The sequence below is a fragment of the Thioclava sp. SK-1 genome (assembly GCF_001705665.1).
Classification (GTDB): Bacteria; Pseudomonadota; Alphaproteobacteria; order Rhodobacterales; family Rhodobacteraceae; genus Thioclava.
Genome location: NZ_MDHA01000060.1, coordinates 1 through 15,220, shown reverse-complemented (window position 1 = coordinate 15,220; position 15,220 = coordinate 1). Strand labels below are relative to the sequence as shown.

The window sequence follows — 15,220 nt, the reverse complement described above, 5'->3', positions numbered from 1 at the left end:
CTGAAATTAAACAATAAAAATCAAAGAAAAACTCAAACACTCAAACCAAACAAACCAAAATAAACACTCAAACTAAACAAAAACGCGCAGAAATCGCAAAAATCATGAAAAAATACAAGAAAAACGCGCAGAAACCCGAATCCTCAAACCGCCATAAAAAAATCGCCCGTCCAAACGGACGGGCGATTCCAAATGCGTCAAACATTCTAACGACAGCCGATCACAGGCGCGATGCGACATTGTCCCAGTTGACCAGCTTCTCAAGGAAGTTGCTGAGGTAAGCTGGGCGTTTGTTACGGAAGTCGATGTAATAGGAATGTTCCCAGACATCACAGCCCAGCAATGCAGTTTGACCAAAGCATAGCGGGTTCACACCGTTTTCTGTTTTGGTCACTTTCAGGGCGCCATCGGTGTCTTTGACCAACCAGCACCAGCCGGAGCCAAACTGTCCTGCCCCTGCCGCCGAGAATTGCGATTTAAATTCGTCGACTGAACCGAAGGATTCGACGAGTGCCTTCTCCAGTTCTGTCGGGATTTTCGATCCGCCTGGGCCCATCATTTCCCAGAACTGATTGTGGTTCCAAAACTGCGATGCGTTGTTGAAGATGCCGTTTTGGGCAACAGCGGACGCATCATAGGTGCCCTTGATGATCTCTTCTACGGATTTGCCTTCCCATTCGGTGCCAGCAATCGCCTTATTGCCATTATCGACATAGGCCTTGTGGTGAATATCATGGTGATATTCCAAGGTTTCTTTCGACATACCAAGGTCGGCAAGCGCATCATGGGCGTAGGGAAGATTCGGAAGTTCAAAAGCCATAGGTCACGTCCTTTCTGACGAAAAGCATTCACTTTGCGCCATAATAGAAGCGCGCAAAGCGCCGAGGTCAAGGGCAGCAAGCCAGACATCACGCATGTCTTACGACATATTTTCCACAATCGCCGTTCCAGGCAGGTCACATCCCCCTATCGTCATGAAAAAGTCCCCATTTTTGCTATGGTAGCGTTTGACGACGGTGCCGCAGTTGCCCTGACCCGCGACTTGGGCCACAAACGTTTATACAGATTGCGCAGGAGCTATTGCACGATGACCACTGTTTTGGTGACCGGGTCCGCCGGGTTTATTGGCTATCATATTTCTAAACTGCTATTGGCCGAGGGGATGCATGTCATCGGCCTAGATGCGATGACCGATTATTATGAAGTGTCGTTGAAACAGCGCCGCCACGCGATGTTGGCGAGCCCTAATTTCACCCCGGTGATCGGACGTGTGGAGGATCCAGGTCTGGTGATGGATCTGTTTGCGACGCATAAACCCGATTTCGTTATCCATTTGGCTGCGCAGGCCGGTGTTCGTTATTCTATCGAAAATCCACGCAGCTATCTAGAAAGCAACATCACTGGCACGTTTGAGGTGTTGGAGGCTGCACGCGCCCACCCGCCCAAGCATCTGTTGCTGGCATCAACCTCTTCTGCCTTTGGTGCCAATACCACGATGCCCTACCAAGAGATGCAGCGCGCTGAACATCAAATGAGCTTCTATGCCGCCACCAAAAAGGCGACCGAGAATATGGCCCATAGCTACGCGCATCTGTTCGGCCTGCCGGTGACGATGTTCCGCTTTTTCACGGTCTATGGACCATGGGGCCGTCCCGACATGGCGCTGTTCAAATTTACCAAGGCAATTCTGAATGGCGATCCGATTGATGTCTATAATCACGGCGATATGAAACGCGACTTCACCTATATTGACGATCTTTGCGAAGGCATTCGCTTATTGATGGATGCCATTCCCCAACGCGTTGAAACCGTGCCCGCAGGCGACAGCCTGTCCCCGGTGGCGCCGCACCGGGTGGTCAATATCGGCAATTCTAACGCAGTCCAGCTGACAGATTTCATCGCAGCGATCGAGGCCGCAACCGGGCTAAGCGCCCAAAAGAACCTGATGCCAATGCAGGCCGGTGATGTGCCCGCAACCTGGGCCGATGCTTCGCTTCTGAAACAGCTGACCGGCTATCAGCCCAAGACCTCTGTCACAGATGGTGTGAAGCATTTCGTGGATTGGTACCAGGATTATTACGCATTATAAAAGGTCCGTGCATATTTGCACATAGCAGGTCATTTGCCTGACCTTCCCTTCTGTCACCTGCGGACTATCTTCCTGATCAGACATTTAAACGACCTGAAGTCAGGTCAGGAGGTATCCGATGACTCATAAAGTTGCTGTATTGGTTGGATCGCTGCGCAAAGGCTCTTTCAACCGGATGATTGCGAATACTCTGGTTGAGGTCGCGCCAAAGACGCTGGAATTCGATTTCATCGAAATTGGTGACCTACCGCTTTACAACCCCGATCTTGACGAAGATGACACGCGCCCTGCCGCATGGTCGCGGTTCCGCACCGATATGGCCGCGCATGACGCCGTGCTGTTTGTGACGCCGGAATATAACCGCACTTTGCCCGCCAGCATCAAAAACGCGCTGGATGTGGGGTCACGCCCCTATGGCGCCAGCATCTGGGATAAGAAACCCTCGGCCATTGTGACCGGATCCATGGGCGGCGTTGGCGGATTTGGGGCCAACCACAATCTGCGCCAGGCTTTGGTTTTCTTGAACGCCGCACCGATGCAGCAGCCTGAGGCCTATATTCCCGCCATCCACGAGCTGTTCAATGACGACGGCACAATCAAGAAAGACGATACGAAGAAATTCTTCGCCTCCATCATGGAACAGTTCGGCATTTGGATCGACAAGCTTGCCTAATGGCTGGCCCGCATGAACGCCGGGTAGGCATATAACACATTAAAAGACGCCAGAGTTTTCCTCTGGCGTCTTTTGTATTTTCGCCTGTTGCACCCGCTGATCGGATCGCGTGGCTTACTGCGGCTTTAGCGCAGCCTTCAATGCAGCGGCAATCGCGTTATTGCCCGGCCCCGCACTGGGCTCTGCCTTGGCAAGGGGGCGCTGTTTGGGCGCGGCACTACGCGGGCGCGGCGTTCCTGCCCCGTCTTGTGCCGTGGGCTTGGCAGTGGCGTCCTTGCGCATCGACAAGGCAATACGTTTGCGCGCGATATCAACCTCTGTGACCAACACGCGCACGACATCGCCCGCCTTCACAACCTCATGCGGGTCTTTCACAAAGCGATCCGCCAGCTGGCTGACATGGACCAGCCCGTCCTGATGCACCCCAATATCAACAAAGGCGCCAAAGGCTGCGACATTGGTCACCGTCCCTTCCAGCCGCATGCCCGGTTTCAGGTCGCGAATCTCTTCAACCCCATCGGTGAATGTCGCTGTCTTGAATTCGGGACGTGGATCGCGTCCGGGTTTTTCAAGCTCGGCGAAAATGTCGCGCACAGTGGGCAGGCCGAATGTGGGGGTGATGAACTGTTCCGGCCGAACCCCCTTCAACGCCTGCCCATCGCCCATAATCTGCCTCAGATCCCGCCCACAGGCCGCAACGATTTTACGCGCCACATCATAGGCCTCTGGATGAACCGAAGAGGCATCTAGCGGCTCTTTCCCATCCCGAATACGCAAGAAACCGGCGCATTGCTCATAGGCGCGCGGACCAAGCCGCGCGACCTTCAACAATTGCCTGCGCGATTGAAACGCCCCATTGGCATCGCGATGTTTCACCACGGCCTCGGCCAAGGCCGGGCCAAGACCCGACACATGCGCCAGTAACGCGCCTGACGCAGTGTTCAGATCCACCCCGACCGCATTCACCGCATCCTCGACCACCCCATCTAGGGACCGGGACAAGCGATGCTGATCCACATCATGCTGATATTGCCCCACGCCGATGCTTTTGGGTTCAATCTTTACCAATTCCGCCAGCGGATCTTGAAGGCGGCGCGCAATAGACACCGCACCGCGCAGGCTAACGTCCAGATCAGGGAATTCCTGCGCTGCCAGCTCGGATGCAGAGTAAACGGACGCGCCCGCCTCTGAAACGATCACCTTCATCGGTGCTTTTTGTCCCGCAGGAAGTCGTTTCAACACATCCGCAACAAGGCGCTCTGTCTCCCGGCTGGCTGTGCCATTGCCGATCGCGATCAGATCGATTTTATGTCGCGCGATCAGGGTCAACAGCGCGGCTTCAGCGCCACGCAAATCATTCTTGGGTTGAAACGGATAAATCGTAGCCGTCTCTAACACCTTCCCGGTAGCATCAATCGCGGCCACTTTGACACCGGTACGAATGCCGGGATCAAGGCCAAGCGTCGCCCGCGCCCCCGCCGGCGCGGCAAGCAGCAAATCCTTCAGGTTGCGGGCAAACACCTGAATGGCTTCGTCTTGTGCACGCGCACGCATATCGCCCAGCAAATCCAGCATCATCGACATCGACAGTTTTACACGCCATGTCCAGCCCGCCGCTTGGCGCAACCATGCATCACCCGCGCCATGTCCCCCCGCCTGAAGCGCGGCAGCCACCGTCGTTTCAGCGCGCAGCTTGCCTTCGTCATCAGGCGCAATATCCAGTGTCACGACACCTTCATTAGACGCACGCAACAATGCCAATGCGCGATGCGACGGGATGGTTGCCCATTTTTCGGAATGCGCAAAATAATCGCTGAACTTCGCGCCTTTTTCCTCTTGCCCAGCAACCACTCGCGCGGTCACGATCGCCTCTTTTTGCATCCAGCTGCGCAGACTGCCCAGCAAGTTGGCATTTTCCGATAGCCGCTCGGCCACAATATCACGCGCCCCGGTCAGCGCCTCTTTCACCCCCGGCACAGCCTGAGAAACATAGCCTTGTGCAAGGTGCTTGGGATCAGCGCTGCGATTGGCCAAGATCGCCTCAACCAAAGGTTCCAACCCGTTTTCACGTGCAATCATCGCCTTCGTGCGGCGCTTGGGCTTATAGGGCAGGTAAATATCTTCCAGCGTAGATTTTGTCTGCGCCTGCGCGATCGAACGCGCCAGATCATCGGTCATCTTTCCCTGTTCGGTGATAGATTTCACGATCGCCGTGCGCCGGCTTTCCATATCACGCAGATAGATCAGACGCTCTGACAACATGCGCAGCTGCGTGTCATCTAATCCGCCTGTCGCCTCTTTGCGGTAACGCGCGACAAAAGGCACAGTGGCACCTTCATCAAGCAAGGTCACAGCAGCGTTGACCTGATCCGGGCGTGCCCCGATCTCGGTCGCGATCAGGCGTGAAATACGGGAAGATATGTCCAAAGCGGCCTCCTAAAAGCTTACGGACCACCGTCATATCCGGGCAAGTTCACCGCGCCAAGTCACATTCACCGGCGGCACTGGCCGTATGAAAAAGCCACGGCCCCGCGCATGCAGGGCCGTGACAATGGTAGAATTTATCGTCTGGGATCAGACGGGCATCATCCGCAAGCTGCGCCGCCGATCTGCCAATGTAATCAAGAACAGGGCCAGCCCGATAAGGCTCATAATCGCGCCGACATAGCCGGAAACAGGAAAATCATGCCCCGCCGCGATCGCCCGTGCCGCAAGGAAGGGACCAATCGCATTGCCAAGGTTGAACCCGGCATGATGCAATGCTTGCGCCAATTGCTGGCTGTCGCCGGCAACATCCATCAGCCGGATTTGCAACGGTAATGAGATCCCGCCCACGATGCCAAGCGTAAACACCAACGGCACATAGGTTTGCAAGCTGCCCGTGGACACCGGATACAGCATCAAGATGATCGCCCCCACGATCAATGAAAACAAGGCTGTGCCGGTCTGATTGCGATCCGTGGTCCAGCCAAACACCAGCGTAAAGACCGTCATCCCCAGCCCGACCAACATCAACATCCACGGGACAAGATTAGGCGACAGGCCCATAGATTGCGTCATCGTCGAAGCCAAATAGGTATAGACCGCGAAAAACCCTGAAAAGCCAATTGCGCCGGTCAGCAGTGTCAGCCAGACCTGACGGTTTTTCAACGCACCCAATTCCTTCAGCGGGCTTGCATTGGGATCGGCTGGAACGCGCGGCGCGACGATATAAACCGCAATTGCCGTCATCAGCCCCAAAATCGCAACGATCCCAAAGCCCGAACGCCACCCCAAAAACTGCGCCAGATAATTGGCCAACGGCACCCCTAATGTGGTGGCAACGGTCAGCCCAAGGAACATTTTCGCCACAGCCGAGGACCGTTTTCCCGGCGGCACAGCCGCAGCAATCACCAATGCGGCCACGCCGAAATATGCACCATGCGGCAGACCGGACAAGAAGCGCATCACCAAGAAAGAGTTGTAGCCCGGCGCAAGCGCAGACAGCCCGTTGAACACCGCAAAGGCCAGCATCAAACTGACCAGCAGCACCCGACGCTTCATCTTGGCGCCCAAAATTGCCAAGCTGGGTGCACCGATCACGACACCCAACGCATAGGCGCTGATCGCATCCGCCGCACGCGCCTCGGTCACACCGAAATCCTGCGCGAAATAGGGAAGCAATGCCATTGCGGCAAATTCGGTTGTCCCGATAGCAAAGCCACCCAGCGCCAGCGCCAGGATGACAAGCTTTGCCGATAGCGGAGACGTCGGGGCCTGCACCCCGGGCATCATCATATGATCTGTCATGAAACGGCCCTTGCCAAGTCGAGGGCCGCAGCCCGTGATAGTCTTAGCTTGGATTAAGAAGCATGCTTATGAAAATCAAGTGTCGAAAAGACGGATATGGGCGCATGCAATGCAACCCCGAACCACGCCGAATGCATGGCTCGAACGAACATCTTGAATTTACACGCCAAGCCCAAGGGGGCACCCGCGTCGGCACACAGGTTGGTGCAGCACAGCTGCCAAATACTGCGCTATGTGAGGACCAAGCGCGCAGCAGAACAAAGCATCAGCTAAGACAGGTCACGGGTTTGGCGCGGTGTCGCGCTCTAGACGCCGTCATCAATCGGCGCAAATCCCTCAGCCCGCGCGCGCGTCCAACGATGCAGATAGCCGAAGCGGTCTTCCTCCCCACGCAGTAAGAAGCCTTCAGGTAAATAGGGATAGACCTCGGAGCCGGGCACCATATCGCGGTCTTTCACGCGCATCATCAGGTGATGTGGCAGGAATTTCGACGGATGATCCAACCCGGCAGCCCCGGTCATTTCCTTCAGCGCATCCATTGTGTTGCGGTGGAAATTGGCAACCCGCTGTGCCTTATCAGGCACATCCAACGCACGCGAACGCGATGGGTCTTGCGTCGCCACACCGACCGGGCAACGGTTGGTATGGCAGGCCTGCGCCTGAATGCATCCGATGGAAAACATAAAGCCGCGGGCAGAATTGCACCAATCCGCCCCAAGCGCCAAGGTCCGCGCGATGTCAAAGCTGGAAATGATCTTTGCAGAGGCCCCTATTTTGATCCGGTCGCGGATCCCGGCACCGCGCAATGTGTTATGGGCGAATGTCAGCCCCTCAACCAAGGGCATTCCTAAACGGTTGGAAAACTCCAACGGTGCCGCCCCTGTGCCGCCCTCTTTCCCATCAATAACAATGAAATCCGGGGTGATATTGGTGTCCAGCATCGCTTTGACAATGCACATGAACTCTCGGCGGTGGCCTATACACAGCTTAAAGCCGATCGGCTTGCCGCCGGACAATTCACGCAATTGCGCGATCCAGTGGCACAGCTCTAACGGGGTATTGAATGCGGAATGCGCCGCTGGAGAGATACAGTCCTGATCCATCGGAATATCACGCGCTTCAGCGATTTCTGGCGTGATCTTTGCAGCGGGCAGCATTCCGCCATGACCCGGCTTTGCCCCTTGGCTTAGCTTAATTTCGATCATTTTCACTTCGGGCTCAGCCGCGCGCTGTGCAAATTTATCCGCGTTGAACGACCCATCATGGTTACGACAGCCGAAATAACCCGACCCCAATTCCCAGATCAGGTCACCGCCCCCCGCACGGTGATAGCGCGAAATAGATCCCTCCCCCGTGTCATGCGCGAAACCGCCCAGCTTGGCCCCAGTGTTCAGCGCCTGAATTGCATTGCCTGACAAGGATCCAAAGCTCATGGCAGAGATATTGTAAATTGACGCACTATAGGGCTGGCGGCAATCGGGGCCGCCAATCGTCACCCGAAAATCCGAGCTTTCGATATGGCGCGGTTGCACCGAATGGGTAATCCATTGATAGCCGGAGTCATACACGCGCTGCTTGGTGCCAAAAGGCCGTGCATCTTCAACATTTTTCGCCCGTTGATACACAAGCGAGCGTTCTTCGCGCGAAAACGGCTCTTCATCTTGATCGGCCTCGATCAAATATTGCCGGATTTCGGGGCGGATACCCTCCAGCAAATAGCGCATATGCCCCATAATCGGATAGTTTCGCAGAACCGCATGCGTGGTTTGGAACAGATCACGCACGCCGACCAAAGTCATGAAACCAAACACGACCATCGGCACGAAAAACCAGTAGGAAACCCCCAGCATAAGCAAAGACCCGACCGCGATCACGGCACAAACCATCAAAGGCAAGAAACGGGTTTCAAAGGTCATTATGGTGGCTCCTCCAGCACATATTCAATCAATACATATAGTGTATAAAAATGAATCTACCCTGAACACTTATGTGTTTCGAGCGAATTAAACTGTTGAAAATGGGCTTTTACGGCGTGGGTATGACCATACCAGCAGCTTTTAGCCATTGCGCGATCCGAGCGCGATTAACGCCCAGATCCCCGCGGCCAAAAACCAGATGGCTGCGTAGATTGACCTTCCCCTGCTCCAGCCAAAGATTGGTCACATCCGGGAAGCGCCAAAACGCAGAGCGCGTCACATAGCTGATATGACCCTCCGCAACGCTTCCCGCCAGATGCACGGTGCGCGGAGTGGCAAGGATCAACCCATCCAGCGCAGACAGCTCTACCTGACTGCCCGGGCGCACGGCCCAAAACCCACCCTCCATTGGGTAATCACCCGCAGGGCGCATCGGCTGTGTCATATAGTATTGCGCCACAGGAAGCGGTTTCACCCGCACCCAGATCGCAACAGCCGCTGCCACAAGGGCAATTGCGACGCAGATCAACACAATCCATTTCATAACCGGCCAGGCCCCCTACCCCACAGCGCAATCAGCTCTGTCAACACATGCGCGCCAGCGATAGCGGTCGCACCCGTGGTGTCATATTGCGGCGACACCTCAACGATATCACCGCCGATCAGCGCAATGCCCGACAGCCCCCGCAGCAGCGCCGCCGCCTGCCAGCTGGCCAACCCGCCCCAAACCGGCGTCCCGGTTCCAGGCGCAAACGCCGGATCAAGACAATCAATGTCAAAGGTCACATAGCACGGGCGCGTCCCGATGATCTGATGAATCGCCTTCAGCGTTGCTGGGACGCCCTGACTGTGCACCGAAGGCGCATCCAGGATCGTCACACCCAGAGTGTCTGGATTGTCCGTGCGTATTCCAATCGAAACAGAGGCAGATGGATCCACCAGCCCTTCTTTGATGGCCTTATACAGGAATGTGCCATGGTCGATCCGATCGGGATCATCATCCACCCAAGTATCAGAATGCGCATCAAATTGGATCAAGGCCACCGGCCCGAATCTCTGAGCCACTGCGCGCAAGATCGGCAATGTCACGAAATGATCGCCCCCCATAGACATCGGCGCCGCACCAGCTGCCAAGATCCCGGAAATATGATCGGCAATCAACCCGGGCGTCCGCGGGGTATTGGCATAATCAAACGCCAAATCACCATAATCTACGATATCAAACGTCGATAGCGGGTCATATCCCCAACCATAGGGCGCATCAAAGGCCTGTAAACTGGAGGCTTCGCGGATTGCACGTGGTCCAAACCGTGCCCCGGGACGATTCGTTACCGCCTGATCAAAGGGTATCCCCGTGACCGCAATATCAACGCCGGTCAGATCTTTGCTGTATCGGCGGCGTAAAAAGCTGGTCGCCCCGCCGAAAGCATTCTCATAGGCCAATCCGCGCCGTGTCGTTCGTGTGAACGCAGTATCGACCTCAGTTTTTGCATCTTCCAGCGCCATGATCGCCCCATCCCTGATCGCCATATCCGTCCAGGCCTGCCCGGAAGCGCGCGTTGGGTCAAGGTGTCTCGCACCCGGATCTGGGTGAATTTCCAAAATATGATCTGTGTCAAAGCCATGCGCTGTTGAGCCACGCCATAGTCACCCCACCATTTAGGAGACGACATGAGACTAACCACCCGTAGCAATCTTGCCCTGCGCACGTTAATGTTCTGCGCCGTAAACGCAGACCGTGTTGTGCGCAAACATGAGGTCGCGCGCCTTTGCAACGCGTCTGAGAACCATCTGGCCCAGGTGGTTCACCAGCTTGCCACGCATGGGTTCATCAACACCTTGCGCGGACGATCAGGCGGCTTGCGCCTGGCACGGCCTATCACTCAGATCACTGTCGGTCAGGTGCTGCGCGTCTTTGAATCCCCGCTGCCCTTAGCGGAATGTTTCGATCCGGCGACGAACACTTGTCCTTTATCGTCGGCCTGCCTATTGCGCTTGGCCCTGCATCAGGCGCTTGACGCGTTTTATGCAGCATTGGACCAGCACAGCCTGTCCGACCTTGTTGCAAACAATAGCGCTTTGGAAATGGTGCTGCAGTTGCCCGCGACACCAACAGCCGTAATTTATAGCAAACGCGGCGAAATCAAGCTGCCTGCATAACCCTTTGCGCATAGAAATGTTCCGAAAAATATCCAAAATCTGACCGCACCATCACACCACCGCGAGAATGTATATTTGCTGTTTATGATTGCTTGACCACGTCACAATCTCTCACTAGCTGGCCCTGAAACCGCCGTATTACCCGTGCCAAATGATGGCACAACGGAGCCGCAATTGGAGAGTAACGATGACCACCGTCCAGCATGACACCAACGCCTCTGGCGAACACCCACAACAGCAGCAACAAGCTGATACCCGCGTCTATACCGAATCCACACAGCCCAAGCGCGACGCGATCGAACTGAAAGAGGCCGAAAAATGCGGCTTCACCGATTGGGCCTCGCTGTAAGACCGCCACTGCGTGTTTCGGCCCTTGCGCCACGACGCGACTGGGCCTGAACCACTGCCGCTGATGCGGCGCTAAGCCAATATTGGGACGACGCGACACGGCCATGTCGCAGCTGCTGCCCAATTTACGGCATGCAAATAGATCCGGGCTTCTGGCCCGGATATTTTTATGCGCCTATGCATGGCACCAAGGCGATACCGGGCATGACCCGCCTGCCAAACAAAAGGTCCCCACCAAATCGCGAAACAATACCGTTGTGACCATGTAAAATAGCCACCCGTCGTCTTAAAAATATCGGATTTTTTGGAGCGGGCGGCGGGAATCGAACCCGCGTCATTAGCTTGGAAGGCTAAGGTCTTACCATTACACAACGCCCGCGTCTCGGCTGCTTTCATATCGCGTCGCCAAACCCGGTGCAAGGGGGCGTGGTGAAAAACTCTGTGCTTTCGGCACATTCACGCGACAAACCAGCATAGCACCCAAATGACAGCAGTGCTGTGCCCCGTATTACCTATCTTTGTTCAGATCAACATGCAGACGCGCCAGCCTCAAAAGCTGCGCCGACATGACCATTGACGTGGTTGGCCTGGGAGCGTGCCCAGACGTTCTTGCAGATATTTTACGGGCTATTAAGCAGCAGGGGCCGGATATTGACCCTGACGGTCGTCCCTCGTGGGCATAGAGAGAGACCCGCATAGCAGGGCAAGGGGCGGATCAGGCGCCCCCGGTATGAGGCCGATGGGAAGATGTTGTGTCATGCGGTAGAAGAAGGCGTTCCGAGGCCCGAAGGTCAAGCCCGGCCACCTTTCATACAAAACGCCGCCCCGGTCGGAGCAGCGTTTTTGGAGGTCACATGAAGCCAGTGGCTTAGACGGAGGTGGCAGAGCATGACCCGTCAAGTGGCAGCCAAAAACCCCCGAATGGCAAAACTACCCTGGTGATTTCAAACATGGAATGACCGGGCAGGATTTGCCACCAGCCCATCAGCAACCTCTTGAAAACACTGGATGCGGAAAACGCTGGGTCCGGAAGGGTTGCCGCTGTGGTGGGTCTAATTTTGCCAGTAAAAGATCAGACGGATCCTGGTAGACATGGTTTGGTGTGTCGATAACCGCTGAGCGGGGAGGGAAAATCCACACCTTCGCAAAGAAAAGCGCCGAACCCAAGCATGGGTCCAGCGCGAAAATGATCTGAAGTGCCATCATTAAAATTTGATCACCTCAGGACCTTTGGCTCTATGACAGATTACATTCTGTCACATGAAGATCCGACTGAATTGACAAACTTACGTCGCACAACTTCTTCGTTTCCTGGCGGGATGTATGTATCAAATGCCACATCGATCATCTCCATTAGATACGGGCGAACAATCACCCCAACACTCCCTGCTGCACTGATAGCTTCAGATTTGCTTTTTCCGTCAATTCTTGACGAAATCACAACATTGCCCAATGCCATCATATCTGAACACATCGAGTTTGAAGGGCGATAAAGCGGCGGCGGCAAATCGACTTCTCGATTGTAACTGGACGACTTATCGATGTCGTTCTGACGCCAATTCTCACTGGGCATAGGAAGAAATGGGGCCAAACAAGCCACAAGAATCGCCCCGCAAATAATCGATGAAGTTGCCCCCTCCGTCAGGTACTCTGGGTCAAACCTCTTGAATACTTCCTCCGTAAGACCAAAGAACGCCAAGATCAAAATTGCGCCCAAAATCACACCCGGATCAAAAAAGCTGACCATGATGGAGAAGAAAGATAGCATTAAGGAAGCTTGAACTGATGATCTGCGCACGTCACTGGAAGATTCCTGAGGTCCAAAAGCTTCGCCGTTTGTTTCGGGATCATGATTTTCATCGCTGCTCATGTCGAGACTCCACTTGCTGTCTGCCGCTCGCCCACAATAAAGCCCCCCTTTGTACAGAGCTCCCCTCCGCTCTTAACGATCCCCACCTATCCCAACACACCCTCCACATCCGCCCGCCGATACCACAACCGACCCTGCGCCGTGGCATCATTGATCGGGCTGACCCCAAGGGCATCCAATTTGTATTTCACACCCAGCCGCCCCACGCCGGCCCTCTCCGCCAGTTCCTGCAGCAGCACGTAATCGCGAAGGAATGCCTCGATCCCGGCGATGTCGAACAGCTTCACGCCGCGTCCGCGGGTGTTGGGCTCGACATGTTGGGCAAGGTAGGGCGTCCCATCGGGCCCGCGCAGTCGCGCCAGATTGCGGAATTCGATCTGCCGCATGCCAAGCAAGGCTGCCGCCTCGAAGCTGCCAACTCGACCGTCCCCCTTCATGCGCGCCAAGGCGTCCCGAACCTCAACCGGGTTGACCAGCAAGCCCTGAACCTTCAGCTCCGGATCCACGATTTCAACGCGGCTCAAAGCACCTGACAAAATGCCCTGGAAGACATCGAGGGCCGGCCACCGAGACCTATCGACGGCCGCATCAATGCTCATCATGCCTCTCGAGGGTGCTTTCACACGTTCAGCCTGGGCCAGAAGATCCTCGAGAAAGCCTTCGGCAGATGCATGGAGGATCGTCTTTCGGGTTGATCGCACCTCGCCATCTTCGCCCTGCATTCGCGAGATCAGCCCAGCCCGCACGAGATCGTCTGCCTGCTTGAACGTCGAACCGAGGAATTCGGCCAATTCCGCGATCGACATTGCGGACAGCATCATCTCCGTCAGCGCTTCCCCCTCTTCGGCATCGAGGATCTCGTAAGAGCGCGGTTTTCCCAGCTCAGCATCAAGCAGACCGTTCAGGATCGCGGCCCGCTGCACAGCCCTCGGAGTGATGCCTGCCTTCTTTGCCAGGCTGTAAACGGAATGAACGCGTTGCCGGTCGACCGGCTCCCCGAACAGCATGGTGCCGGGTTCATAGGGGAAGTTGTCGAGGATCAGCTCCCGGACCACCTCACGGATCGGCCCCTTCCCCTTCGCGTCCTGTCGGTACTGGAGCCACTTGTAGAGACAGCCAAACACCTTTTGCGCACCACCCGACCGGTCACCGGTCAATGCCGCATCCATGCGCTCCTGCAAAGCAGCTCGAATGGCCTCGCCGCCCCCCGCTGAAATTTCGAAGCCAAGCTGTCCGGCCTGATGCCAGTCCTCTTCGCCCAAGCGGGACAGCGAGACCATGGGCGGCTGAAGGAGAAACATCCCCAGCATCTCGCAGGCGCGGGCCGCCACATCGATCGGCTGCTCATCAAGCCAGGCAGGCCCCGGCTGGCGCGCCAGCCGGTTCGAGATATAAGCCTCCAGGCCCGACCACTTCCGCGCCGTTGCTTGATCGGCAATCCCTGCCAGCGCCTTCTGATCCGGCGTGATATCGGTGATCAGCTGCAGGCTTTTCGGAGGTGACTGGATATTGCCGGGGAGCAGCGCCAGCCCGTGAACCGGGCAGCTGCGGATATGGGCCACCTGCCACCCGATACGGCCGACGGCCACGCCCTGGGATGGGCTGTCAGGCTTCAAATCCTCCAGCAGGCACTTCGGGCAATACTTGGTCTTCCGGATGTCGCCGAATTCAAACTGCACCGGCAGGCCAGCAAGCATGCGGCCCCCGTCCCCATCCACCGTGAAGGTCATCTCCCCCAACCGGCCCACAGGCAAACCCAATAGCCCCTCGAGGCGATCAAGAGTCTCAGAACCCGGTGCCGTCAACGCGGCCCGGGGCAGATCCACCAAGGCAAGGAAATCATGCAGCCCCATGCAGCAATGCCACTGCGCGGACCGGTTCAAATACGAGGTCAGGCATTCGCCTGCGATGACGGGAAGGATCGGATGAAGCGCCATGATCAGCCCCGCATCTTGCGTTTGCGGCTGCGTTTGGGCGCGGCCTTGGCCGGCGCAAGCTCCTCATCGTCAGGCTGGACGATGCTGGTCCATTCCGGCACGGCAAAGATGTTGGCGGTGATCTCGCAGCCCTCTTCCGTGCCATAGGCAAGCTCGAAATGCTCGATCGTCAGCTTCGATGCCTTGTCATGCAGCGCAGCCTCGACCGCCTTCAGGATCAGGTAGATGCAACGGCCGAACCGGTGCCGCCCCGCGCGGATGATCCGATTGATGGTCTCGCCCTGTTGATTGTCACTGAGAACTGACCCGGTAGCCCCATAAATTGTCACTGAGAATTGACCCATGTGAACACACGTCCCCGACGGTTTTGGTTGGGGGGATTTGGAGTGATCGACATGGGATTTTTGAGTGTCATTCGACGCTGGGCATTGCGTGACA

13 protein-coding genes and 1 tRNA gene are annotated in these 15,220 nt (G+C 56.2%); 4 read left to right on the top strand and 10 right to left on the bottom strand.

All coding sequences use genetic code 11. The annotated features are described in order from the left end of the window. Nucleotides 1-220: 220 nt before the first annotated feature. Entirely contained in the window at nucleotides 221-820 is a 600-nt protein-coding gene (locus BFP70_RS14540; RefSeq protein ID WP_066012381.1) for a superoxide dismutase, read from the bottom strand. Nucleotides 821-1,087: 267 nt separating this feature from the next. On the opposite strand from BFP70_RS14540, the gene BFP70_RS14535 reads away from it, so the two are divergent. After that, nucleotides 1,088-2,089, top strand: a complete 1,002-nt coding sequence (locus tag BFP70_RS14535; RefSeq protein WP_066012380.1) for an NAD-dependent epimerase/dehydratase family protein — start codon at nucleotides 1,088-1,090, stop codon at nucleotides 2,087-2,089. Nucleotides 2,090-2,207: 118 nt separating this feature from the next. Beyond that, nucleotides 2,208-2,762 carry an NADPH-dependent FMN reductase gene (locus tag BFP70_RS14530; protein ID WP_066012379.1) on the top strand — a complete coding sequence of 185 codons (555 nt, stop codon included), beginning with the start codon at nucleotides 2,208-2,210 and terminating at the stop codon, nucleotides 2,760-2,762. Nucleotides 2,763-2,876: 114 nt separating this feature from the next. On the opposite strand, the gene BFP70_RS14525 is transcribed toward BFP70_RS14530, so the two are convergent. The 5 genes from BFP70_RS14525 to speB form a co-directional block, all read right to left on the bottom strand. Next, nucleotides 2,877-5,189 carry a Tex family protein gene (locus BFP70_RS14525; protein WP_066012378.1) on the bottom strand — a complete coding sequence of 771 codons (2,313 nt, stop codon included), beginning with the start codon at nucleotides 5,187-5,189 and terminating at the stop codon, nucleotides 2,877-2,879. Nucleotides 5,190-5,336: 147 nt separating this feature from the next. Beyond that, a complete protein-coding gene (locus BFP70_RS14520) occupies nucleotides 5,337-6,551 on the bottom strand; it encodes an MFS transporter (protein WP_255356723.1) in 1,215 nt (404 codons plus the stop codon). Nucleotides 6,552-6,856: 305 nt separating this feature from the next. Then, on the bottom strand, nucleotides 6,857-8,467 hold the full coding sequence (locus BFP70_RS14515; RefSeq protein ID WP_066012377.1) for an FMN-binding glutamate synthase family protein: 1,611 nt from the start codon (nucleotides 8,465-8,467) through the stop codon (nucleotides 6,857-6,859). 109 nt (nucleotides 8,468-8,576) lie between these two features. After that, complete coding sequence (locus BFP70_RS14510) at nucleotides 8,577-9,011, bottom strand: DUF1499 domain-containing protein (RefSeq protein ID WP_066012376.1); 435 nt, start codon at nucleotides 9,009-9,011, stop codon at nucleotides 8,577-8,579. Beyond that, entirely contained in the window at nucleotides 9,008-9,973 is a 966-nt protein-coding gene (gene speB, locus BFP70_RS14505) for an agmatinase (protein WP_066012382.1), read from the bottom strand. Before speB ends, BFP70_RS14510 begins: the two co-directional genes overlap by 4 nt. 165 nt (nucleotides 9,974-10,138) lie before the next feature. Between speB and BFP70_RS14500 the strand changes: the two genes are divergently transcribed. Further along, nucleotides 10,139-10,627: an Rrf2 family transcriptional regulator gene (locus BFP70_RS14500; protein ID WP_066012375.1), complete on the top strand. Its 489-nt coding sequence runs from the start codon at nucleotides 10,139-10,141 to the stop codon at nucleotides 10,625-10,627. Nucleotides 10,628-10,814: 187 nt separating this feature from the next. Next, nucleotides 10,815-10,976, top strand: a complete 162-nt coding sequence (locus BFP70_RS21100) for a hypothetical protein (RefSeq protein WP_176715578.1) — start codon at nucleotides 10,815-10,817, stop codon at nucleotides 10,974-10,976. Between the two features lie 304 nt (nucleotides 10,977-11,280). Here BFP70_RS21100 and BFP70_RS14495 read toward each other — a convergent pair. The 4 genes from BFP70_RS14495 to BFP70_RS14480 form a co-directional block, all read right to left on the bottom strand. After that, nucleotides 11,281-11,354: transfer RNA gene (locus BFP70_RS14495), tRNA-Gly, on the bottom strand. A gap of 867 nt (nucleotides 11,355-12,221) precedes the next feature. Then, nucleotides 12,222-12,845, bottom strand: coding sequence for a hypothetical protein (locus BFP70_RS14490; protein ID WP_066012374.1), 624 nt, complete (start codon nucleotides 12,843-12,845; stop codon nucleotides 12,222-12,224). A gap of 86 nt (nucleotides 12,846-12,931) precedes the next feature. Next, complete coding sequence (locus tag BFP70_RS14485; RefSeq protein ID WP_066012373.1) at nucleotides 12,932-14,782, bottom strand: TniQ family protein; 1,851 nt, start codon at nucleotides 14,780-14,782, stop codon at nucleotides 12,932-12,934. 2 nt (nucleotides 14,783-14,784) lie between these two features. Further along, nucleotides 14,785-15,111: a hypothetical protein gene (locus BFP70_RS14480; protein WP_141693216.1), complete on the bottom strand. Its 327-nt coding sequence runs from the start codon at nucleotides 15,109-15,111 to the stop codon at nucleotides 14,785-14,787. Between the last annotated feature and the right edge of the window lie 109 nt (nucleotides 15,112-15,220).

Coding starts and splice junctions, on each gene's coding strand:
- BFP70_RS14540 (WP_066012381.1), bottom strand. CDS start 820: ATGGCTTTTGAACTTCCGAATCTTCCCTACGCCCATGATGCGCTTGCC.
- BFP70_RS14535 (WP_066012380.1), top strand. CDS start 1,088: ATGACCACTGTTTTGGTGACCGGGTCCGCCGGGTTTATTGGCTATCAT.
- BFP70_RS14530 (WP_066012379.1), top strand. CDS start 2,208: ATGACTCATAAAGTTGCTGTATTGGTTGGATCGCTGCGCAAAGGCTCT.
- BFP70_RS14520 (WP_255356723.1), bottom strand. CDS start 6,551: ATGACAGATCATATGATGATGCCCGGGGTGCAGGCCCCGACGTCTCCG.
- BFP70_RS14515 (WP_066012377.1), bottom strand. CDS start 8,467: ATGACCTTTGAAACCCGTTTCTTGCCTTTGATGGTTTGTGCCGTGATC.
- BFP70_RS14510 (WP_066012376.1), bottom strand. CDS start 9,011: ATGAAATGGATTGTGTTGATCTGCGTCGCAATTGCCCTTGTGGCAGCG.
- speB (WP_066012382.1), bottom strand. CDS start 9,973: ATGGCGCTGGAAGATGCAAAAACTGAGGTCGATACTGCGTTCACACGA.
- BFP70_RS14500 (WP_066012375.1), top strand. CDS start 10,139: ATGAGACTAACCACCCGTAGCAATCTTGCCCTGCGCACGTTAATGTTC.
- BFP70_RS21100 (WP_176715578.1), top strand. CDS start 10,815: ATGACCACCGTCCAGCATGACACCAACGCCTCTGGCGAACACCCACAA.
- BFP70_RS14490 (WP_066012374.1), bottom strand. CDS start 12,845: ATGAGCAGCGATGAAAATCATGATCCCGAAACAAACGGCGAAGCTTTT.
- BFP70_RS14485 (WP_066012373.1), bottom strand. CDS start 14,782: ATGGCGCTTCATCCGATCCTTCCCGTCATCGCAGGCGAATGCCTGACC.